Genomic DNA, 19,834 nt, shown 5'->3' on the forward strand with positions numbered 1-19,834 from the left:
ATCAATTCCCCAAAGGCGGGAAGGTGCTGCGCGCGTGGCGGGCAGCGTTGAAGGGGTTTGATGCAAAGCGATGTGGTGAACAGGGGGCTGTCCGAGCTGCGTCGCGTGCGCAGGCGCAGCCGCGGGCTTTATTGGGCGGTGGCCTTGTTCAGCCTTTTTGCCAATATGCTCATGCTCACCGGCCCGCTCTATATGTTGCAGGTCTATGACCGCGTGCTCGGCTCAGGGTCAGAGGAAACGCTGATCGCCCTCTCGGTTCTCGTCGTCTTTCTTTATGCGGTGATGGGGCTTTTGGACTACACGCGCGGTCGGATCATGGCGCGGGTGGGGGCGCGGTTTCAATCCGATCTCGACCGGCGGGTGTTCGACGCGGTGGTGCGCAAATCTGCCGTGGCCCCGGATGTGAAAACCAACGCGGGCCTTGCCGATCTCGAAGCCGTGCAGCGCCTCATGACCTCCCCGGTGCTGATGGCCGCCTTTGACGCGCCATGGACGCCGATCTTCTTTGCCGCGATCTTCTTGTTCCACCCGATGCTGGGCTGGCTGGCCTTGGGCGGTGCCGCTGTGCTGGTGGCAATCGCGGTGGCCAATCAAATGCTGTCGCGCGAAAGCCAAGCCCGGGCTGGCGTCTCGGGGCAGGCGGCGGATGCCATGTCGGGCCAGATCAGGGTCGAGGCGGAGATGGTGCAGGCCATGGGCATGCGCGATGCCGCCTTTACCCGCTGGCAGCAGGCCCGGGGGCAGGCGCTGGCGCAGCAGGTGAAATCGACCGACGTGGGCGGTACCTTTACCGCGATGACCAAGACGCTGCGGTTGTTTCTGCAATCCGCCATGCTGGGCCTCGGCGCTTGGCTGGTTTTGAAAAACCAGATGACGCCGGGCGCGATGATCGCAGGTTCGATCCTATTGGGCCGGGCGCTGGCCCCGGTGGAACTGGCGTTGAACCAATGGCCCGTGGTGCAGCGGGGCCGGGCCGGTTGGGCCAATCTGGCGCAGCTTCTGGGCGCGGTGGGGGAGGAACCCGCGCGCACCGCCCTGCCACAGCCAAAGGCAAAACTCGCCGCAAAAGCGCTGACCGTCGTGGCACCGGGTGAGAAACAGGCGGCGCTCAAGTCGATCAACTTCACCGTAGAGCCGGGGCAGGCGGTTGGCGTGATCGGCCCTTCGGGGGCGGGGAAATCGACCTTGGCCCGCACGCTCACCGGGGTCTGGCCGCCTGCGGGCGGGTCTATCCGCCTCGACGGGGCCGCGCTGGAGCATTACGGGAGCGAGACCTTGGGGCGGCATATCGGATATCTCCCGCAGCGCGTTCAGCTGTTCGATGGCACCATTGCCGAGAATATCGCCCGGCTCTCTCCTGAACCCGATGACGCCAAAGTGGTCAAGGCGGCCAAGATGGCGGCGGCCCATGAGATGATCCTCGAATTCCCGCAAGGCTATGACACGCCCATCCGCGCGGGGCAGGTGCGGCTTTCGGGCGGGCAGATGCAGCGGATCGGGCTGGCGCGGGCGCTTTATGATGACCCGGTGATCGTCGTGCTGGATGAGCCGAACTCGAACCTCGACAATACCGGCTCTCAGGCGCTGAACCACGCGATCCGGCAGATGAAGGCCAGCGGGCGGTCCGTGCTGATCATGGCGCATCGCCCGGCAGCCATTCAGGAATGCGACACGCTGCTGGTGCTGGATAACGGCATGCGCAAAGCCTTTGGCCCCAAGGATGAGGTGCTGGCCGGGATGGTGCAAAACCACCGCGAGATCCAGAAAGCGCCCGCGCGCTCGGGGGGCGTGGTATGAACGCCCGCGAGGACAAGCGCTGGTCGGCGAGGCGGCCCCTGATCCTTGGGTTCATCGGGCTGTTCCTGCTCTTCGGCGGTTTTGGCACATGGGCAGTGACCAGCCAAATCGCCGGGGCGGTCGTGGCCTCGGGCCGGATCGAAGTCGACCGCAACCGGCAGATCGTCCAGCATGAGACCGGCGGCGTGGTGGCCGACATCCTTGTGGATGAGGGCGACAGCGTCGCTGCCGGGGATGTGCTGCTGCGGCTGGATGCGGAGCAGTTGACCTCGCAATTGGCCATCGTCGAGGGGCAGCTTTACGAGCTTATGGCTCGGCGTGGGCGGCTGGAAGCGCAGCGCGACGAGGTCGAGACGGTCACATTTGACGAAGAGTTGCTGACCGCCGGGGCGACGAACCCTGACGTGCAGGAATTGGTGGACGGGCAGCGCAACCTCTTTGACGCGCGCCGCGTCAGCGTGGCGCAAGAGCTTGAGCAGTTGGGCAAACGCCGGGCGCAGATTAACGCGCAAATCCGCGGGGTCGATGCACAGGAGGCCGCGCTTTCGCGGCAGTTGGAGCTGATCGAAGAGGAATTGGCCAATCAGCAATCGCTGCTGGACCGTGGCCTGACGCAGGCCTCTGCCGTGCTCACCCTCATGCGCGAACAGGCCCGCCTGCGCGGCCAGATCGGAGAGCTTTCGGCGCAAAAGGCCCAGTCACAAGAGCGGGTGACAGAGATCGACATCGAACGGCTCAAACTGCGCTCCGCCGGGCGGGAAGAGGCGATCACCCAGCTGCGTGATCTGCGATACCGTGAGTTGGAGATGGCCGAGCAACGCCGCGCGCTCAGGGCCGAGATTGACCGCCTTGATATTCGCGCGCCGGTGTCGGGGGTGATCTATGGCATGCAGGTGCAGACCCCGCGCTCGGTCGTGCGCGCGGCGGAGCCGCTGATGTATCTCGTCCCGCAGGACCGTCCGCTGATCATCGCCTCGCAGGTGCAGACCATTCACATCGATCAGGTCGCCGTGGGCCAAGAGGTGAACCTGCGTCTTTCGGCGCTGAACCAGCGCACCACGCCGGAGCTGGTGGGCAAGGTCTTGCAGGTCTCTGCCGATTCCATCGAGGATGACGCCACCGGTCAGAGCTATTACCGGGCCGAGATCGCGCTGAACCCCGGTGAAACGGATAAGCTGGAGGAAGGCACCATCCTCCTCCCCGGCATGCCGGTTGAGGCTTTCATCCGCACCGGTGAGCGCTCTCCCATGGCCTATTTGCTGAAACCGATGGCCGACTATTTCGCCCGCGCCTTCCGCGAAAGCTGAGGCGGGGCAGGTGGCAAAGGGGCTTTCCCTTGGCGCGGCGGGCGGTTAGCGTCCGCCCAGAACCGCAACCAAAGGAAGCCCGTCATGTCCCTGACCGCCCGCCTTGCCGAACTCGGCATCACCCTGCCCGACGCGCCCGCACCCGCCGCGAACTACGTGCCCTTCGTGGTCACCGGCAATACCGTCTATGTCTCGGGCCAGATTTCCAACGGGCCGGATGGGTTGATCACCGGGCGTTTGGGCGCTGATATGGATGTCGACGCCGGTGCCGCCGCCGCGCGCAGCTGTGCGCTGAGCCTTCTGGCGCAGGTCCGCGCCGCTTGTGATGGCGATCTGGACCGTCTCAAGCGGGTGGTGAAACTGACCGGTTTCGTGAACTCCACCGCCGATTTCACCGACCAGCCCAAGGTGATCAACGGCGCCTCCGATTTCATGGTTGAGGCGTTGGGCGAGGCGGGCCGTCACGCCCGTTCGGCGGTTTCCGCTGCGTCGCTGCCGCTGGGTGTCGCCGTCGAAATCGAAGGCATCTTTGAGATCGAATGACCCTTCCTGCCGCCTTTTTGAACATTCCGCTGGCGCATCGCGCGCTGCATGACCTCGCCGCTGGACGGCCCGAGAACAGCCGCGCCGCCGTGCGCGCGGCTGTCGATGCGGGGCTAGGCATCGAGATCGACCTGCAACTCAGCGCCGACGGCAAGCCGATGGTCTTCCACGATTACGGGTTGGAGCGGCTGACGGCAGAGCAGGGCGCGGTTCGGCTGCGCGACGCAAGTGCCCTTGCCGCGATCCCGCTGAAGGGAGGTGATGAGGGCATCCCGACGCTTGAGGACATCCTCGACCTCGTCGCCGGGCGCGTGCCGCTCTTGGTGGAGTTCAAGGATCAGGACGGTGCCATGGGGCCGGATGTTGGTGCGCTTGAGGCCGCCGCGGCGGAACTGCTTGGCCGCTACCGCGGTGATCTGGCGGTCATGTCCTTCAACCCGCATTCGGTGCGCGCGCTGGCCCGGCTTTTGCCCGAGGTGCCGCGCGGCCTAACCACCAGCGCCTATCGCCCCGATGAATGGCCGCTGCCCGCCGCGACCTGTGACCGGCTGCGCGAGATTCCCGATTACGCTGACAGCGGGTCTTGTTTCATCAGCCATGAGGCCGACGACCTGAACCGCCCCCGCGTGGCGGAACTCAAGGCCGAAGGGGCGGCGGTGCTCTGCTGGACGATCCGCAGTCAAGCGGAGGAAGAGATCGCGCGTCAGGTGGCGCAGAACGTGACCTTTGAGGATTATCTGCCGCGCCCGCGCCCTTGATCTGCGAGGCCGAGGCCACACATAGGACCCAAGGCAGGCAAGGCTCAGATGAACGCGCAGGAAATCGAGATTACCGTGGTGCCGGAATTGGCGCAGATCGGCCAAGAGGATTGGGACGCCTGCGCCTGTCCCGAGGCCGCGGATGGGGGCCGTCCGCGCGACCCTTTCACCACCTATCGCTTCCTTTCGGCGCTTGAGCGCAGCGGCTCGGTCGGCCCCGGCACCGGTTGGCAGCCGCAGTATCTGGTGGCGCGGATCGCAGGCCAAGTGATCGCCGTCGCGCCGATGTATGCCAAATCCCACAGCCAAGGCGAATATATCTTCGATCACAACTGGGCCCATGCCTATGAGCGCGCGGGCGGGCGCTATTACCCGAAACTCCAGATCGCAGTGCCGCATACCCCCGCCACCGGGCGGCGTTTTCTAGTGCGGCCCGGGTTCGAAGAGGCGGGCACGGCCGCGCTGGTTCAAGGCGCGGTGCAGTTGACCGACAACAACGGCCTGTCGTCACTGCATGTGACCTTTTGTACCGAGGGTGAAGTCGCGCGGGCCGAAGGTCTGGGTGTGATGAGCCGCAAGAGTCAGCAGTTCCATTGGCACAATCGCGACTATACGGATTTCGACGGGTTCCTTGCCAGCCTGTCCTCGCGCAAGCGCAAGAACATTCGCAAGGAACGCGCGCAGGCACAGGATTTCGGCGGCACGATCCATACGTTCACCGGAGACCAGATTGAGCCGGAACATTGGGACGCCTTTTGGCAGTTCTATCAAGACACCGGCGCGCGAAAATGGGGCTCGCCTTACCTTACACGTGAGTTTTTTGACCATGCGCAGGAAAGCCTGCGCGATGATATCGCGCTGGTGCTGGCCGAACGCGACGGGCGTTGGGTCGCGGGGGCGCTGAACTTTATCGGGCGTGAGACGCTCTTTGGCCGCTACTGGGGCTGCACCGAACACCACCCCTTCCTGCATTTCGAACTGTGCTATTATCGCGCCATGGATTTCGCCATTGCCCACGGCCTTGCCCGTGTCGAGGCAGGCGCGCAGGGCGAACACAAGCTCGCGCGGGGCTATCTGCCCTCGCCCACATGGTCGCTGCATTGGATGCGCGATCCGGGTTTTGCTTCTGCCGTGGGGGAGTATCTGCAGGCCGAACGCGACGCCGTGGACGAGGAGATCAGTGTGCTGACCGACTACGGCCCTTTCAAAAAGACGACGATCGAGGAACAAGAATGACCGAGAGATTAAGCATCGAAACCCGAAAGACCCTGCTTCAGCCGCTGTTCAACACGGGCTGGGAAATGGTCGAAGGCCGGGATGCGATCCACAAGACCTTCAAGTTCAGTGATTTCGTGGATGCCATTGGCTGGATGACAAGGGTAGCAATCTGGGCGGAAAAATGGAATCACCATCCGGAATGGAGCAACGTTTACAACCGGGTGGAGGTAACGTTGATCACCCATGACGTGGATGGGCTCAGCTCGCTCGATGCGAAGCTGGCGCGTAAGATGGATGGTCTCTTTGGGGCCGGCAAAGACTGACGGAGAGACCGGATGCAAGATTTGTTTGAAACCGAGTTGTGGCAGGGCAAGACAGTTGCCGATCTGCTGACGCTGGAGTTCTTGGCCAGCGCGGCGGGGTCGGTGATCGCCGCGATTGCCATTTTGCTGCTGGGGTGGATCATCTCCAGTTGGCTGCAGCACCGGGTTGAGAACCTTGGCAAGCGGCACAAACACCTTGATGAGATGCTGTTCGAATTTCTGGCTTCCATCGTGCGCTATGTGGTGCTGGGCTTCACTGTTCTGTTCGTGCTCAACACTTTCGGGGTCAAAACGACCTCGGTCGTGGCAGTCATCGGTGCCGCGGGTCTGGCGATTGGTCTGGCCCTGCAAGGCACCCTGTCGAACGTGGCCGCGGGCGTCATGCTGATCCTGTTCCGCCCTATCAAGATCGGCGATTTCGTTGTGATCGCGGGCGAGATGGGGACGATCAAACAGATCAACCTGAACTACACGGTTCTCGCCGATCTCAGCAACGTGCAGGTCATCGTGCCGAACTCCGAGGTTTGGGGCAATGTGATCACCAACTATTCCGTCAACCCGACGCGCCGGGCGGAGTGGACCTTTGGTGTGGGCTATGGCGCGAACCTCAAGACCGCCGAGGATATCATCCGCAGCACGATCATGTCGGATGAACGCGCGCATACGGATCCCGAGCCCTTCATTCAGGTGAACAACCTCAACGATAGTTCGGTGGATTTCCTTGTGCGGGTCTGGTGCAGCGCGGATGATTATTTTGCCTTCAAGGCCGATATGACCCGCAAGGTCAAAGAGGCGTTAGATGAGGGCGGGGTGGATATTCCCTTCCCCACGCGCACAATCGTTCAGGCGGCGGAGTAAGGCGTCTGAAGGGTGTTGCCTGCTGAAACGAAGGGCATCGCCCTCCCTGGGGGGCGATGAGGGGCTCGCTCTATGGCTGGCCGGTTCATCCTAGATTGAGGTTCCGTCTGCCGGACCCGTACAAAATCGCCCTCCGGGGGGAGGGAGGGCGTTGCCCGGTGTGCCACCGGGCGGGGTCGTTGGAAGGGCAGCGCCTGATCCGCTCGGCCGCTGCCCATCACTTTACATATTATCCAGCAACGCTTCACCGCCGGAAATCTCGCAGGTGCCTGCGCTTTCTTCGGGCTGCCAGAGCGTGACCTTACCGTCCTCGACCAGCATCGCATAGCGTTTGGACCGGCCCACCAGCCCGGCGCCCTCGGCGTCGAACTCCATGCCGATGGCGCGGGTGAACGCGCTGCTCGCGTCGGCGAGCATGGTGATCCCGGCCTCTGTCGCGCCGGTCGCCTCGCCCCAAGCCTTCATCACGAAAGGATCATTGCAGGAGATGCAGATCACCTCATCCACGCCCTTTGCGTCGAACTGATCCTTCGTGCGCACGAAGCTGGGCACATGGGCAGAGTGGCAAGTCGGCGTGAAGGCGCCCGGCACGGCAAAGATCACCACTTTGCGGCCTTTGACCTTGTCGGCCATCTGCACCGGCTCGGGCCCGTCGGCGCCCATCTGAACCAGTTTCGCGTCTGGCAGTGTCGAACCTTGAGAAATCGTCATGGGATAGCCTCTCCTGTCATTGCGGTTGTCTTGGGGCCAGATATAGGCTTTGACCGCGACTGAGACCAGATCAATCGGGGGATGGCAGATGCAGCATGTGGTGGTGATCGGAGCCGGGCAGGCGGGAGCGTCATGCGTGGCAAAACTGCGAAGCGGCGGGTTCGAGGGGAAAATCACCCTGATCGGCGCCGAGCCATGCCCTCCTTACCAGCGCCCGCCCCTGTCCAAAGGCTACCTGCTGGGGGAGGTGAGCCAAGAGCGTCTCTTGCTCCGGCCCGAGGCATTCTACGCCGATCAAGGGATCACGCTGAAAACCGACTGCCGCGTCACGGCGATTGACCCTGAGGCGCGGGTGCTGAGCACCTCCGACGGCGCCGTCGCCTATGACGAACTGGTGCTCGCCACCGGCTCGATCCCGCGCCGCTTGCCCGCCGCGATCGGCGGGGCGTTGGAGGGTGTCTTTACCGTGCGCGATCTGGCGGATGTCGATGCCATGGCCCCGCGTTTCGTCAAGGGCGCGAAGGTGCTGATCGTCGGCGGCGGTTATATCGGGCTGGAGGCGGCGGCGGTCGCGGCCAAGCTGGGGCTTGAGGTCACGCTGGTGGAAATGGCCGACCGGATCCTGCAACGGGTGGCCGCGCCTGAGACCAGCGATTATTTCCGCGCCCTGCACGAAAGCCACGGCGTGCGCCTGCGCGAAGGCGTGGGGCTGGATCGGCTCTCGGGCGCGGGCCATGTCACCGGCGCACGGCTGAGCGACGGCACAGAGATCGCCGCCGATTTCGTCATCACTGGCGTCGGCATCGAGCCCGAGATCGCGCTGGCCGCCAGCGCGGGGGTCGAGGTCGACAACGGCATCAAGGTCGACGCGCAGGGCCGCACGAACCTGCCCGGCATCTGGGCGGCGGGGGACTGCACCTCATTCCCCTATCGCGGCGGGCGCATCCGTCTGGAAAGCGTGCCGAACGCCATCGATCAGGCCGAGGTTGTGGCCGAAAACATCCTTGGCGCGGGCAAGGAATATGTCGCCAAACCGTGGTTCTGGTCTGACCAATACGATGTGAAACTGCAAATCGCTGGGCTAAACGCAGGCTATGACCGCGTCGTCACCCGCCGGGGCGCGGGCAGCGCGTCCTTCTGGTATTACCGCGGTGAGACTTTGCTGGCCGTCGATGCGGCGAACGATCCACGGGGCTATATGGTTGGCAAACGGTTGATTGAGGCGGGCAAATCGCCCGACCCTGCCTTGGTCGCGGACCCTCAGACGGACCTCAAGGCGCTGCTGCGGGCATGAGGATCATCGCTGGGAAATACCGGGGCCGCCCGCTGGCGGCACTTGGCAAGGGCGACGCCGGGGCACATCTGCGCCCGACCTCGGACCGGGTGCGCGAAAGCCTTTTCTCGATGCTGACCCATCACGACGTGATCGAAGGCGCGCGGGTGTTGGACCTCTTTGCAGGGACCGGCGCGCTTGGGTTCGAGGCGCTGTCGCGCGGGGCCGCATCGGTTTGTTTCGTTGAGAATGGCCGAAGCGGGCAGCGGCTGATCGGGGAGAATATGCGCAAGCTGGACACGACGGCGGACACGCAATTGCTGCGCCACGATGCCACGCGGCTGGGGCCGTGGACGCAGGCGGCTTTCGATCTGGTCTTTCTCGACCCGCCCTATGGCAAGTCCATGGGGCAAAAGGCGCTTGTCGCGGCGGCCGAAGGCGGCTGGCTCGCCCCCGGGGCGATGGTCGTCTGGGAGGAAAGCGCCCCCATGCAGGCGCCTGAGGGATTCGCCGGGATCGACACGCGCAAATATGGCGATACCCATGTGACCCTGTTGGAAAGGACCACCAACTAACGGGGTTCTCTAGGTTCAGCCCGCGTGAGGTTGTACCTTGTATTTTCCGACAAAATAAGTCACCTATTGCCCGAAGGCCCGATACGCCCTGTGTCGGGACCATGGTGATTTTCAAGGAAGGACATCCGATGCGCCTCAAAGCGTCCACGGCCATTGCGCTGATCACATTCGCCGCCGCCCCGGCATTCGCCCAAGGCAAGGCCGAGGTGCTGGACACCTATGCCGACATCGCGCAGGCCGGATACGAAGACAGCCTGACCACCGCGCAGACCCTGCAAGCCGCCGTCGAGACGCTGATCGCCTCCCCCTCTGCTGAGGCGCTTCAGGCGGCGAAAACCGCATGGCTGGCCGCCCGCGTACCCTACCAGCAGACCGAGGTGTTCCGTTTTGGCAATGCCATCGTCGATGATTGGGAAGGCAAGGTAAACGCATGGCCGCTGGACGAAGGTCTGATCGACTATGTCGACGCCTCCTATGGCGGTGAGACAGATGAGAACCAACTGGCGGTTCTGAACGTCATCGCCAACCCGACATTCACGCTTGGCGGGGAAGAGGTGGACGCAACCGAGATCACGCCAGAACTGCTCGAAGGGCAGTTGCATGAGGCGGGCGCGGTCGAGGCCAATGTCGCCACCGGCTACCACGCCATCGAATTCCTGCTCTGGGGCCAAGACCTGAACGGCACCGACCACGGCGCGGGCGACCGTCCTTGGACCGACTACGCAGCGGGCGACGACTGCACCGGCGGCAATTGCGACCGCCGTGGGCAATACCTCAAGGCCGCCACCGATCTCTTGGTCAGCGATCTGGAATGGATGGCCGGGCAATGGGCCGAAGGCGGTGAGGCGCGCGCCGCCGTGCTGGCCGACGAAGACGCCGGGATCGACGCGATCCTGACCGGCATGGGCTCGCTCTCCTACGGCGAACAGGCCGGGGAGCGGATGAAGCTGGGCGTCATGTTGAACGACCCCGAGGAAGAACATGATTGCTTCTCGGACAACACCCACAACAGCCACTACTATGACGGGCTGGGCGTGCGGAACGTCTATCTGGGCGAATACCTGCGCGTCGATGGGCGTGTGGTCTCGGGCGCGTCGCTGTCCGATCTGGTGGCCAGTGCCGATGCCAGCGTCGACGAAGACCTGCGCGCCAAGCTGAACGCCTCCATGGTGGAGCTGGGCCAGATCAAGACCGCCGCCGAAGCGGGTTTCAGCTATGACATGATGCTTGAGCGCGGCAATGCCGAAGGCGAGGCGCTGATCATGGGCGCGGTCGACGCGCTGGTGAACCAGACCCGCGCCATCGAGCGCGCGGTGACGGCTCTGGGCGGTGACGAGATCGCCTTTGAAGGCTCCGACAGCCTCGACGCGCCGGAGGCCGTCTTCCAGTAATCCTAAACTTTCCCCCGGGGCGCGCTGTCGCGGCCCGGGGCCAGCCAAGGAATACGCAACACCATGATTGTTTGTCACTGTCAGAACATCACCGATCGCGACATCAACAATGCCATCGACTGGATGCGCGCCTCGGACGCGCGAACGGTTATTACTGCCGGCAAAGTATACCGCGCTTTGGGCAAAGCAGCCGATTGCGGGGGGTGCATGCCTCTCTTCTTGTCTACCATGCGCGGAAATGGCAACTTTTCCGTGCCTGTGCTGAAAACCACTCTACGTCAGGCGAAACCAAACAAGGAGACAGGTTCATGAAGGGCGACGACAAGGTCATCGAATATCTCAACGCTGCATTGCGCAGCGAATTGACGGCGGTCAGCCAGTATTGGCTGCATTACCGCCTGCAAGAAGACTGGGGCTATGGTCGGCTTGCCGATAAATCGCGCGAGGAAAGCATCGAAGAGATGAACCACGCCGACAAGCTGATAGAGCGGATCATCTTCCTCGAAGGGCACCCCAACCTGCAAAAGCTGGACGCGCTGCGCATTGGTGAAACGGTCAAGGAATGTCTGGAGGCCGATCTCGCCGCCGAGCATGAGGCCCGCACCCTCTATATCGAAGCGCGCAATCACTGCGATCAGGTGGGCGATTATGTCTCGAAGAACCTGTTCGAAGAATTGATCGCCGATGAGGAAGGGCATATCGACTTCCTCGAAACCCAACTGGCGCTTCAGGCGGAACTGGGCGAGGCCGTCTATGGCCAGCTTCAGGCCAAGCCGACAGACGACAGCAAGTAACCGCGACAGGCAGGCCCGGTTTCGGGCCTGCCGTTTATCCAAGGCATTCCCCATGCGATTCCTCATTCCGATGCTCACGGTGGCCGCCGCGAGCATGGCCGCCGCCGCTCCGCAAGCCTTGGAGGAACCGCATCTGAAGGTGATCCCTCGCACCGCGGAAGAGGCCGCCCGGATCGCCAAGGTCACCGCCCCCGCGACCGAATTCGACAAGCCCGAACCCTTTGAGACGAACCCGGCAGGGGCCGCCACGGTCAGCCCGCGCGGCAATGCCGATGCGTTTTCGCTGCCTTCAGGCAATATCCCTTTCGAGCGTGAGTTGGACTTCAAGGTCGGCAACGGTCTGTTCAAAAAACTCTGGGTCTCTTCGCCCTCGTCGACGCTGGCCTCTGACGGGCTGGGGCCGCTCTTCAACGCGCGTTCCTGCCAGCGCTGCCACCTGAAAGACGGGCGCGGCCATCCGCCCGAGGGGCCTCAGGATGATGCGGTGTCGATGTTCCTGCGCATCTCGGTTCCCACGCCCCCCGAAGAGGCGATGAGCGAGATCGAGGCCTTCCTGCTCTCGGTCGGCGACAAGACCCCGCGCACGCGGCCCGATCCGGTCTATGGTGGGCAATTGCAGGATTTCGGGGTGGCGGGCCATCCGGCGGAATACCGTCTCGGCGTGCGTTATGAAGAGGTGGAAGTCGCCCTGTCGGAGGGGGAGACCGCCAGCCTGCGCCGCCCGACCTACAGTGCCGAAGACCTCGGCTATGGCCCCTTGGCCGAGGGCGCGATGCTCAGCCCCCGCGTCGCCCCGCCGATGATCGGCTTGGGCCTGTTGGAGGCGATCCCAGCGGCAGATATCTTGGCGCTGGCCGACCCGGAGGACGCCGATGGCGATGGCATTTCGGGCCGAGCACAGATTGTCTGGTCCTTCGAACACGCGCGTCCGATGCTGGGCCGCTTCGGCTGGAAAGCCGGGGCGCCGACGATCCGCGAGCAATCCGCCAGCGCCTTTGCGGGGGACATCGGCATTTCCTCCCCCATTTTCGACGCGGCATGGGGCGATTGCACGGCAGAGCAGACCGCCTGCCGCGCGGCACCCCATGGGGATGGTGACGCGCGTGGCACCGAGATCGACGCCGAAGGGCTGGATCTGGTGACCTTCTACAGCCGCAACCTAGCCGTGCCCGCCCGCCGCGATGTCGGCGCGCCTGAGGTGCTGCGCGGCAAGGCGGTGTTCCATGAGGTCGGCTGCACCTCCTGCCACCAGCCGAAATTCGTGACCGAACGGTTGGAGGACCAGCCCGAGCAGAGCTTCCAACTGATCTGGCCGATGACCGACCTTTTGCTGCATGACATGGGCGAAGGGCTGGCCGACAACCGCCCCGAGGGCCGCGCGAACGGGCGCGAATGGCGCACTGCGCCGCTCTGGGGCATCGGCTTGACCGAACAGGTCAACGGCCATACCCAATTCCTGCACGATGGGCGCGCGCGGTCACTGCTCGAAGCGGTGCTCTGGCACGGCGGCGAAGCCCAGCCCGCCCGTGATGCCGTGGTCGACATGCCCAAAGCCGACCGTGACGCCCTGATCCGCTATCTGGAGAGCCTCTGATGCGCAGCCTGCTGACCGCCACCTTCCTTCTGACCGCCGCCCCCGCCCTCGCCGGGGTGGAGGAGGTGATCCAAGATCACGCGCTGCCCGGCACCGCCCGTTTCGCCTCGGCCACGGCGGCGCTTGATACGGCGGCGCAGGCCGATTGCACCGATGCCGCCCTGCGCCCGGCCTATCAGGAGGCCTTCGACGCATGGATGGGCATCGCGCATCTGACCCTTGGACCGTTGGAAGAGGACGGGCGCGGGCTGGCCATCGCCTTTTGGCCCGATACGCGCGGCATGGTGGGGCGCAGCGTGGCGCGGATGGTGGCCGAAGAAGACCCGATCGCGACAAGCGGTGATTACGCCGAAGTCTCCATCGCCGCGCGCGGGCTCTTTGCACTGGAACGGCTGCTTTATGACGAGGATTTCGCGGGCTACGAGGCTGACAGCTATAGCTGCGCACTGGCCCGCGCGATGGCGGCCGATCTGGCGGAACTGGGGCGGGATGTCGACACCGCATGGCGCGAGGACTTCGCGACCACGCTCCGCAGCGCAGGGGAGGCGGGCAATGACCGTTTCCTCAGCCCGCGCGAGGCGTCTCAGGCGCTTTACACCGCCCTCGCCACCGGGTTGGACTTCGTCGCCGACCAACGTCTGGGCCGCCCGATGGGCCGTTTCGACGCCCCCAAACCGCAGGTGGCCGAGGCGCGCCGTTCGGGCCGCAGCCTGCGCAATGTGGTCCTGTCGCTCGAAGCATTGCATGGTCTGGCCGACACGCTGTCGGACGCGCCCACCCCCAAGACCGATGCCGCATTCGACCGCGCATTGAGCGCCGCGCGTGCATTGGAAGACCCCGTTTTTGCCGGGGTGGCCGATCCGATCAGCCGTATCCGGGTCGAGGCGCTGCAAAACGATGTGCGCGCCATTTCCGAGGCGGTGGGGGCAGAGATCGCCCCGGCGCTTGGCGTTTCGGTCGGGTTCAATTCGGCGGATGGGGATTGATGCCCTCGCGCCGCCATTTCCTTGCCGGTATCGCCGCGGCGTCGAGCCTGCCGGCGATGGGCTGGGCCGCCGCCGGGAGCCCCGTCTACCTTGCCGCCGCGCGTGATCCTTCGGGGGCCTATGCGCTTTTCGGGCTGGACGGGACCGGCCACGACATTTTTCGCATTCCGCTGCCCGACCGGGGCCATGCCGCTGCCGCCCATCCCACCGCGCCCGAGGCGGTCGCCTTTGCCCGCCGTCCGGGCCGGTTCGCGCTGGTGATCGACTGCGAAAAGGGCCGTGTGGCCCACAGGCTCGACGCGCCGGAGGGGCGGCACTTCTACGGGCATGGGGCATTTTTGCAGGCCGGGGCCATCCTCGCCACCAGTGAGAATGACATCGACAGCGGCGAAGGGCGCATCGGCCTGTGGTCCCGCGCCAAGGGCTATGCCCGGATCGGAGAGATCGCCTCGGGCGGGGTCGGCCCCCATGAAATCCGCCGCTGGGCCGAGGATGTGCTGGTCGTGGCCAATGGCGGCATCCGAACCCATCCCGACAGCGGGCGGGAGAAGTTGAACATTGATGTGATGCGGCCCAATCTGTCTTATGTCAGCCTCTCGGGTGAGGTGCTGGAACAGGTTTCGCTGCCCGATGATCTGCATAAGAACTCGATCCGGCATCTGGCCTTGGCGCCGGACGGGCAGGTGGCCTTTGCGATGCAATGGCAGGGGGAACCGGGCGACGGCGTGCCGCTGCTGGGTCTGCATCGGCGCGGGGAAGAGCCGATCTTGGCCGAGGCCGATCTGGCCGAGCAAATCGCGATGCAGGGCTACGCGGGCAGCGTGGCATTTGCCGCCGATGGCAGGGCGGTCGGGATCACTTCACCGCGCGGCGGGCGGCTGCATGTCTTTGACAGCAAGGGTGCTTTCCTCGCCAGCCACCGCCGCGCCGATGTCTGTGGGCTGGCACCGGGCCGGGGCGGTTTCGTCGCCACGGATGGGCTGGGCGGTATCTTGTCGTTGCAAGATACTGCCCTGTCACGGCTGACCACGGCCAAGCGGGCATGGGACAACCATCTGGTTGCCATTGACGCATAGGCGGGCGGGGGCGCTGCCCCCGCCGCGTTTAGTCGGTTTTGTAAGTCGGGTGGAACAGGTCGCCGGGCGAGAGGGTGAAAATCTCGACCCCGTCTTCGGTCACGCCGACCGAATGTTCGAACTGCGCCGAGAGAGATTTGTCGCGGGTGACGGCGGTCCAATCGTCGGCGAGGGTCTTGGTCTCGGCCCGGCCAAGGTTCACCATCGGCTCGATGGTGAAGAACATGCCCGGCTCAAGCACAGCACCGGTGCCCGGGCGGCCGTAGTGCAGCACGTTGGGCGGCGCGTGGAAGACCTGCCCCAAACCGTGCCCGCAGAAGTCGGTCACGACCGACATGCGGTGGCTTTCCACAAAGGTCTGGATCGCATGGCCAATGTCGCCAAAGGTGTTGCCCGGCTTCACCGCTTCGATCCCGCGCATCAGGCTGTCGTGGGTCACGTTGATCAACCGCTCGGCCTTGCGCGACAGTTTGCCCGCTACATACATGCGGCTGGTATCGCCGAACCAGCCATCGACGATGACGGTCACGTCGATGTTCAGGATGTCGCCGTCTTTCAGCTTCTTGTCGCTGGGGATCCCGTGGCAGACCACATGGTTCACCGAGATGCAGCTGGCGTGTTTGTAGCCCTTGTAGCCGATGGTGGCGGATTTCGCCCCGGCGGCGTTGACCTTCTCTTCGATCAGGCGGTCCAACTCTCCGGTGGTTTGACCGGGGAAGACATGCTCTGCGATCTCGTCGAGGATGGTGGCGGCGAGACGGCCCGCTGCCTGCATCCCGGCATGATCGGAAGGCTCGTAAATGCGAATGCCGTCGCGCGTCTGGCGGCCTCGGTGTGCGTTGTTCACCGCTCTCTCCATGCTTGTGTTCGCTCCTACTTAACGTGGCTTTCGGGCGAGGGCCAGAGCGGCTCAGCCCGCGAAGGGGATCGGTTGCGCCAGTGTGACGGCTTGGGGCGTGATATGGGTGCCGATGGCATAGATTTCCAGCCCCGCCGCCCGCGCGGCTTGGGAGGCGGCGGCATAGGTCGGGTCGATATCGGCGGCGAGGCGCATCTGCGTGCAATCGGTGCGCTGCACCAGATAGAGCAGCACGGCGCGGTGCCCAGCCTCAGCCATCCGCGCCAATTCGCCCAGATGCTTCGCCCCGCGCGCGGTCACGCTGTCGGGAAACTCGGCCAGTCCCGTTTCGCGTGACAGGGTGACGGATTTCACCTCGACATAGGCATCGGGCAGGCCATCGCCGCTGAGCAGAAAGTCGATGCGGGAGTTTTCGCCGTATTTCACCTCGGGCCGCACCTCGGTATAGGCGGCGAGCGGGGCGACCTCACCCGCGATCAGCGCCGCCTTCATCGCGCGGTTGGGCAGGGCGGTGTCGACGCCGGTGAAATGGCCGTTCTCATGGTCCACCAACCGCCAGCCGTAGTTGAGCTTCTTCTTTGGATCGTCGTTCGGCTCCAGCCAAATCCGGCTGCCCGGTTCCGCCAGCCCCATCATCGAGCCGGGGTTGGCGCAATGGGCCACCACCTCTTCGCCCGTCTCCTCAAGCCTGCAATCGGCCAGAAAGCGTTTGTAGCGGCGGATCAGCAGGGCGGGGACAAGTTGGGTTTGAAAGCGCATGGGGCGCGGCCTATACCGAAGGGACGCCATCCTCAAGGAGCCGCCCCATGTCAAACCCCACCGCCGCGATGATCGTGATCGGCGACGAAATCCTCTCGGGCCGGACCCGTGACAGCAATATGCATCACCTTGCGGGGGAGTTGACGAAAGTGGGGATCGACCTGCGCGAAGTGCGCGTGGTCTCGGACGATCACGGGGCGATCATCGCCGCCGTGCAGGCGCTGTCCTCGGCCTATACCCATGTCTTCACCTCGGGCGGGATCGGGCCGACCCATGACGACATCACCGCCGATTGCATCGCCGCCGCCTTTACCCGCGACATCGACGTGCGCGACGATGCGCGCGAGATTTTGGCGGAACATTACGCCCGCGCGGGGACCGAGATGAACGCGGCGCGCCTGCGCATGGCGCGCATCCCTGAAGGCGCCGCGCTGATCGAGAACCCGGTCTCTGCCGCGCCGGGGTTCATCGTCGAAAACGTGCATGTGATGGCCGGGGTGCCTGCGGTGTTTCAGGCCATGGTCGCCAGTGTCTTGCCGGGGCTGACCGGGGGGGCGCCGCTGATCAGTGAGACCCTGCGCATCGACCGGGGCGAGGGCGATATCGCCGGGCCGCTGGGGGCGCTGGCCGAGGAATATCCGCATTTGTCCATGGGCAGCTACCCGTTTCAAAAGGACGGTGTCTTTGGCGCGCATGTGGTGATCCGGGGCAGCGATCCGGGGATGGTCGAAGCCGCGATGGCCAAGCTCAAGGCCGCCTTCGCATGAGCGAGGCGCAGGCGTTTTTCGACGCGGGCGACGCGACATGGCCCGCCGCGCGGCGCTTCGAGCACGGCCCCTGGACCCTGCGCGAAGGGCAGGGCGGCGGCAAACGGGTCTCGGCGGCGACGGCGCGCGGGGCGATAACCGACGCCGACATTCCGACCGCCGAAGCCGCGATGCGCGAGATGGACCAGCGCCCGCTGTTCATGGTGCACGCGGGGGAAGATGACCTCGACGCGCTGCTGGCCGCACGGGGCTACGACGTGGTCGATCCGGTCACGGTGCTGAGCCTGCCGATCACCCGACTGACGGATTTGCCGATGCCCCCGGTCACCGCCTTTTGCATCTGGGAGCCGCTGGCGATCATGGCCGAGGTCTGGGCCGCCGGCGGGGTCGGCCCCGCGCGCCTTGCCGTGATGGACCGTGCCGCAACCAAGACTGGCATCCTTGCCCGCTGGAACGAGAAACCCGCGGGGGTGGCCTTTGCCGGGGTGCACAATGATATCTGTATGGTCCACGCGGTTGAGGTGCTGCCCCATCAACAACGCCAAGGCGTGGCGACTTGGCTGATGCGGGCCGCCGCCCATTGGGGGCAGGCGCAGGGGGCCACGCGGTTGTCGGTGCTCTGCGTCGATACCAATACCCGTGCGCAGGCGCTCTATGCCAAGCTGGGCTTTGCCCCGGTCGGGCACTATCATTACCGTCAAAGCACTGAGTGAAGGATAAGACCATGGCCAACGATATGCCCACCGCCCTTGATCTGCCGATGGTCGATCCGCTGCCCGAGGCGACGCAGAAGTATTTCGATGTCTGTCAGGAAAAGCTCGGGATGGTGCCAAATGTGCTGCGCGCCTATGCCTTTGACATCGACAAGCTGAACGCCTTCACCGGCATGTATAATGACCTGATGCTGGGCGACAGCGCGCTCAGCAAGCTTGAGCGTGAGATGATCGCGGTGGCGGTGTCTTCGGTCAACAAATGCTACTATTGCCTCGTCGCTCATGGGGCGGCGGTGCGCGAAATGTCGGGCGATCCGCAGTTGGGCGAGGCGCTGGTGATGAACTACCGGGTTGCCAAGATCAGCGCCAAACAACGCGCCATGTTGGATTTCGCCGTCAAACTGACCGAGGCGAGCGCCAAGGTTGAGGAGGCCGACCGTCAGGCGCTGCGCGACGTAGGCTTCACCGACCGTGACATCTTTGACATCGCCAGCGTGGCGGGTTTCTTTAACATGACCAACCGGGTGGCCAGCGCCACCGACATGCGCCCAAACGACGATTACCACGCGCAGGCGCGATGATCCGGGCGCGCGTCGCGGCGGCTCTGGCCGGGGTGCTGCTGGCGGCCCCGGCGGCGGCGCTTGAACTGGCGCTGCCCAGCACCGCGCGGCTGACGGCGGAACGCAACACCGCGCCGGATCGCTACGCCGCGCCCGTGGGCGTTTATGCCGAGGGGCAGGTGGCGCGGGTCCATGTCGATGGCCACGTGCGCCGCGCCGCTTGGCGGATGGACACGCCGGGGCTGACCGCCTTGCAGGTGATGCGCCCGCTGCGGCGGCAGCTTGCAGAGGCGGGCTTTGACATCGTGCTCGACTGCGCCGCGCGAGACTGCGGCGGGTTCGATTTCCGCTTTGCGATCGAGGTGCTGCCGGGGCCGAACATGTATGTGAACCTGCGGGCCTTCCACTTCATCACCGCCCTGCGTCGGGCGGATGATGGCACACCGACCGAGGCGATCAGCATCCTTGCCAGCACGGCGGCGACCTCGGCCTATGTGCAGATCATCCAAGCCCGCAGCGGCGACGCGGCGGAGGGTGACAGCCCCCCTGTCACGCCTGCGGCTACGGGGGAGGTGCCGCTTGCCAGCGCCACGGGGGATTTTGCAGCGACGCTAAAGACCGAGGGGCATCTGGTGCTGAACCGGTTGGAGTTCGAAACCGGCACCTCCGCGCTTGGCCCCGGCCCCTTTGCGACCCTCGCGCGGCTTGCCGAATTGCTCAAGGCAGAGCCGGGTCTGCGGGTGGCGCTGGTCGGTCATACTGATGCGGTGGGCAGTTTGGACGCCAATACCGCCCTGTCGCGCAGGCGGGCAGAGGCAGTGCGGGATCGGTTGGTTGAGCGCTATGACGTGGCCCCTAACCGGCTGGAGGCGCAGGGCGCGGGCTATCTCGCGCCGCGCGACAGCAACCTGACCGAAGCGGGGCGCGAACAGAACCGGCGGGTCGAGGTGGTCGTCCTCTCGGTGCAATAGC

The 19,834-nt window shown here is 64.9% G+C and carries 22 protein-coding genes; 19 read left to right on the plus strand and 3 right to left on the minus strand.

Features of this window, described 5'->3' with window-relative positions:
* The first annotated feature begins 60 nt into the window (after positions 1–60).
* From ACGYLI_RS13110 to ACGYLI_RS13140, 7 genes are all read left to right on the plus strand, one after another.
* On the plus strand, positions 61–1,797 hold the full coding sequence (locus ACGYLI_RS13110) for a type I secretion system permease/ATPase (RefSeq protein WP_394419529.1): 1,737 nt from the start codon (positions 61–63) through the stop codon (positions 1,795–1,797).
* Positions 1,794–3,104: an HlyD family type I secretion periplasmic adaptor subunit gene (locus ACGYLI_RS13115; RefSeq protein WP_394419530.1), complete on the plus strand. Its 1,311-nt coding sequence runs from the start codon at positions 1,794–1,796 to the stop codon at positions 3,102–3,104. The genes ACGYLI_RS13110 and ACGYLI_RS13115 overlap by 4 nt, the downstream gene beginning before the upstream one ends.
* Positions 3,105–3,188: 84 nt before the next feature.
* Positions 3,189–3,647, plus strand: a complete 459-nt coding sequence (locus ACGYLI_RS13120) for a RidA family protein (protein ID WP_394419531.1) — start codon at positions 3,189–3,191, stop codon at positions 3,645–3,647.
* Positions 3,644–4,405: a glycerophosphodiester phosphodiesterase family protein gene (locus ACGYLI_RS13125; RefSeq protein ID WP_394419532.1), complete on the plus strand. Its 762-nt coding sequence runs from the start codon at positions 3,644–3,646 to the stop codon at positions 4,403–4,405. Before ACGYLI_RS13120 ends, ACGYLI_RS13125 begins: the two co-directional genes overlap by 4 nt.
* A gap of 48 nt (positions 4,406–4,453) precedes the next feature.
* Entirely contained in the window at positions 4,454–5,641 is a 1,188-nt protein-coding gene (locus tag ACGYLI_RS13130; protein ID WP_394419533.1) for a GNAT family N-acetyltransferase, read from the plus strand.
* Positions 5,638–5,946 carry a 4a-hydroxytetrahydrobiopterin dehydratase gene (locus ACGYLI_RS13135; protein ID WP_209218515.1) on the plus strand — a complete coding sequence of 103 codons (309 nt, stop codon included), beginning with the start codon at positions 5,638–5,640 and terminating at the stop codon, positions 5,944–5,946. The genes ACGYLI_RS13130 and ACGYLI_RS13135 overlap by 4 nt, the downstream gene beginning before the upstream one ends.
* Before the next feature lie 12 nt (positions 5,947–5,958).
* Positions 5,959–6,804, plus strand: coding sequence for a mechanosensitive ion channel family protein (locus ACGYLI_RS13140; RefSeq protein WP_394401907.1), 846 nt, complete (start codon positions 5,959–5,961; stop codon positions 6,802–6,804).
* Positions 6,805–7,026: 222 nt separating this feature from the next.
* Here the strand turns inward: ACGYLI_RS13140 and ACGYLI_RS13145 are convergent, their stop codons facing one another.
* The gene (locus ACGYLI_RS13145; protein ID WP_209218513.1) at positions 7,027–7,515 is read right to left on the minus strand and encodes a peroxiredoxin; all 489 of its coding nucleotides are present in this window, start codon (positions 7,513–7,515) and stop codon (positions 7,027–7,029) included.
* An 88-nt stretch (positions 7,516–7,603) separates the two neighbouring features.
* On the opposite strand from ACGYLI_RS13145, the gene ACGYLI_RS13150 reads away from it, so the two are divergent.
* The 8 genes from ACGYLI_RS13150 to ACGYLI_RS13185 all read left to right on the plus strand — a co-directional run bounded on the left by ACGYLI_RS13150 (position 7,604) and on the right by ACGYLI_RS13185 (position 15,204).
* Positions 7,604–8,809 carry an NAD(P)/FAD-dependent oxidoreductase gene (locus tag ACGYLI_RS13150; RefSeq protein WP_394419534.1) on the plus strand — a complete coding sequence of 402 codons (1,206 nt, stop codon included), beginning with the start codon at positions 7,604–7,606 and terminating at the stop codon, positions 8,807–8,809.
* Positions 8,806–9,363, plus strand: coding sequence for a 16S rRNA (guanine(966)-N(2))-methyltransferase RsmD (rsmD, locus tag ACGYLI_RS13155; RefSeq protein ID WP_394419535.1), 558 nt, complete (start codon positions 8,806–8,808; stop codon positions 9,361–9,363). Before ACGYLI_RS13150 ends, rsmD begins: the two co-directional genes overlap by 4 nt.
* Positions 9,364–9,491: 128 nt before the next feature.
* Positions 9,492–10,754, plus strand: a complete 1,263-nt coding sequence (locus ACGYLI_RS13160) for an imelysin family protein (protein ID WP_394419628.1) — start codon at positions 9,492–9,494, stop codon at positions 10,752–10,754.
* A 63-nt stretch (positions 10,755–10,817) separates the two neighbouring features.
* On the plus strand, positions 10,818–11,066 hold the full coding sequence (locus tag ACGYLI_RS13165; RefSeq protein ID WP_271692854.1) for a bacterioferritin-associated ferredoxin: 249 nt from the start codon (positions 10,818–10,820) through the stop codon (positions 11,064–11,066).
* Positions 11,063–11,548 (plus strand): bacterioferritin, encoded by a 486-nt coding sequence (gene bfr / locus ACGYLI_RS13170; protein ID WP_136720255.1) that lies wholly within the window; start codon positions 11,063–11,065, stop codon positions 11,546–11,548. Before ACGYLI_RS13165 ends, bfr begins: the two co-directional genes overlap by 4 nt.
* 52 nt (positions 11,549–11,600) lie before the next feature.
* Entirely contained in the window at positions 11,601–13,142 is a 1,542-nt protein-coding gene (locus ACGYLI_RS13175; RefSeq protein ID WP_394419536.1) for a di-heme oxidoredictase family protein, read from the plus strand.
* Positions 13,142–14,128 (plus strand): imelysin family protein, encoded by a 987-nt coding sequence (locus ACGYLI_RS13180; RefSeq protein ID WP_394419537.1) that lies wholly within the window; start codon positions 13,142–13,144, stop codon positions 14,126–14,128. Before ACGYLI_RS13175 ends, ACGYLI_RS13180 begins: the two co-directional genes overlap by 1 nt.
* Positions 14,128–15,204 carry a DUF1513 domain-containing protein gene (locus ACGYLI_RS13185; RefSeq protein ID WP_394419538.1) on the plus strand — a complete coding sequence of 359 codons (1,077 nt, stop codon included), beginning with the start codon at positions 14,128–14,130 and terminating at the stop codon, positions 15,202–15,204. Before ACGYLI_RS13180 ends, ACGYLI_RS13185 begins: the two co-directional genes overlap by 1 nt.
* 28 nt (positions 15,205–15,232) lie before the next feature.
* Here the strand turns inward: ACGYLI_RS13185 and map are convergent, their stop codons facing one another.
* The gene (gene map, locus ACGYLI_RS13190) at positions 15,233–16,063 is read right to left on the minus strand and encodes a type I methionyl aminopeptidase (RefSeq protein WP_394419539.1); all 831 of its coding nucleotides are present in this window, start codon (positions 16,061–16,063) and stop codon (positions 15,233–15,235) included.
* 51 nt (positions 16,064–16,114) lie between these two features.
* Entirely contained in the window at positions 16,115–16,822 is a 708-nt protein-coding gene (gene sfsA / locus ACGYLI_RS13195) for a DNA/RNA nuclease SfsA (RefSeq protein WP_394419540.1), read from the minus strand.
* 47 nt (positions 16,823–16,869) lie between these two features.
* Between sfsA and ACGYLI_RS13200 the strand changes: the two genes are divergently transcribed.
* Genes ACGYLI_RS13200 through ACGYLI_RS13215 form a run of 4 tightly spaced genes read left to right on the plus strand, consistent with a single transcriptional unit; the run spans position 16,870 to position 19,833 of the window.
* Positions 16,870–17,589 (plus strand): competence/damage-inducible protein A, encoded by a 720-nt coding sequence (locus ACGYLI_RS13200; RefSeq protein ID WP_394419541.1) that lies wholly within the window; start codon positions 16,870–16,872, stop codon positions 17,587–17,589.
* Positions 17,586–18,302, plus strand: a complete 717-nt coding sequence (locus ACGYLI_RS13205) for a GNAT family N-acetyltransferase (protein WP_394419542.1) — start codon at positions 17,586–17,588, stop codon at positions 18,300–18,302. Before ACGYLI_RS13200 ends, ACGYLI_RS13205 begins: the two co-directional genes overlap by 4 nt.
* 11 nt (positions 18,303–18,313) lie before the next feature.
* Positions 18,314–18,883 carry a peroxidase-related enzyme gene (locus tag ACGYLI_RS13210; protein ID WP_209218503.1) on the plus strand — a complete coding sequence of 190 codons (570 nt, stop codon included), beginning with the start codon at positions 18,314–18,316 and terminating at the stop codon, positions 18,881–18,883.
* The gene (locus tag ACGYLI_RS13215; RefSeq protein ID WP_394419543.1) at positions 18,880–19,833 is read left to right on the plus strand and encodes an OmpA family protein; all 954 of its coding nucleotides are present in this window, start codon (positions 18,880–18,882) and stop codon (positions 19,831–19,833) included. Before ACGYLI_RS13210 ends, ACGYLI_RS13215 begins: the two co-directional genes overlap by 4 nt.
* Position 19,834: the final 1 nt, after the last annotated feature.

Source organism: Sulfitobacter sp. 1A13421 (assembly GCF_043557285.1).
GTDB classification, from domain to species: Bacteria; Pseudomonadota; Alphaproteobacteria; order Rhodobacterales; family Rhodobacteraceae; genus Sulfitobacter; species Sulfitobacter faviae.

Bases quoted from the DNA above. Each gene is read 5' to 3' on its own strand.
- ACGYLI_RS13115 (WP_394419530.1), top strand. From the start codon at position 1,794: ATGAACGCCCGCGAGGACAAGCGCTGGTCGGCGAGGCGGCCCCTGATC.
- ACGYLI_RS13160 (WP_394419628.1), top strand. From the start codon at position 9,492: ATGCGCCTCAAAGCGTCCACGGCCATTGCGCTGATCACATTCGCCGCC.
- bfr (WP_136720255.1), top strand. From the start codon at position 11,063: ATGAAGGGCGACGACAAGGTCATCGAATATCTCAACGCTGCATTGCGC.
- ACGYLI_RS13180 (WP_394419537.1), top strand. From the start codon at position 13,142: ATGCGCAGCCTGCTGACCGCCACCTTCCTTCTGACCGCCGCCCCCGCC.
- ACGYLI_RS13175 (WP_394419536.1), top strand. From the start codon at position 11,601: ATGCGATTCCTCATTCCGATGCTCACGGTGGCCGCCGCGAGCATGGCC.
- ACGYLI_RS13165 (WP_271692854.1), top strand. From the start codon at position 10,818: ATGATTGTTTGTCACTGTCAGAACATCACCGATCGCGACATCAACAAT.
- ACGYLI_RS13110 (WP_394419529.1), top strand. From the start codon at position 61: ATGCAAAGCGATGTGGTGAACAGGGGGCTGTCCGAGCTGCGTCGCGTG.
- ACGYLI_RS13140 (WP_394401907.1), top strand. From the start codon at position 5,959: ATGCAAGATTTGTTTGAAACCGAGTTGTGGCAGGGCAAGACAGTTGCC.
- map (WP_394419539.1), bottom strand. From the start codon at position 16,063: ATGGAGAGAGCGGTGAACAACGCACACCGAGGCCGCCAGACGCGCGAC.
- ACGYLI_RS13200 (WP_394419541.1), top strand. From the start codon at position 16,870: ATGTCAAACCCCACCGCCGCGATGATCGTGATCGGCGACGAAATCCTC.
- ACGYLI_RS13120 (WP_394419531.1), top strand. From the start codon at position 3,189: ATGTCCCTGACCGCCCGCCTTGCCGAACTCGGCATCACCCTGCCCGAC.
- ACGYLI_RS13125 (WP_394419532.1), top strand. From the start codon at position 3,644: ATGACCCTTCCTGCCGCCTTTTTGAACATTCCGCTGGCGCATCGCGCG.
- ACGYLI_RS13185 (WP_394419538.1), top strand. From the start codon at position 14,128: ATGCCCTCGCGCCGCCATTTCCTTGCCGGTATCGCCGCGGCGTCGAGC.
- ACGYLI_RS13210 (WP_209218503.1), top strand. From the start codon at position 18,314: ATGGCCAACGATATGCCCACCGCCCTTGATCTGCCGATGGTCGATCCG.
- ACGYLI_RS13215 (WP_394419543.1), top strand. From the start codon at position 18,880: ATGATCCGGGCGCGCGTCGCGGCGGCTCTGGCCGGGGTGCTGCTGGCG.
- ACGYLI_RS13145 (WP_209218513.1), bottom strand. From the start codon at position 7,515: ATGACGATTTCTCAAGGTTCGACACTGCCAGACGCGAAACTGGTTCAG.
- ACGYLI_RS13150 (WP_394419534.1), top strand. From the start codon at position 7,604: ATGCAGCATGTGGTGGTGATCGGAGCCGGGCAGGCGGGAGCGTCATGC.
- ACGYLI_RS13135 (WP_209218515.1), top strand. From the start codon at position 5,638: ATGACCGAGAGATTAAGCATCGAAACCCGAAAGACCCTGCTTCAGCCG.
- rsmD (WP_394419535.1), top strand. From the start codon at position 8,806: ATGAGGATCATCGCTGGGAAATACCGGGGCCGCCCGCTGGCGGCACTT.
- ACGYLI_RS13205 (WP_394419542.1), top strand. From the start codon at position 17,586: ATGAGCGAGGCGCAGGCGTTTTTCGACGCGGGCGACGCGACATGGCCC.
- sfsA (WP_394419540.1), bottom strand. From the start codon at position 16,822: ATGCGCTTTCAAACCCAACTTGTCCCCGCCCTGCTGATCCGCCGCTAC.
- ACGYLI_RS13130 (WP_394419533.1), top strand. From the start codon at position 4,454: ATGAACGCGCAGGAAATCGAGATTACCGTGGTGCCGGAATTGGCGCAG.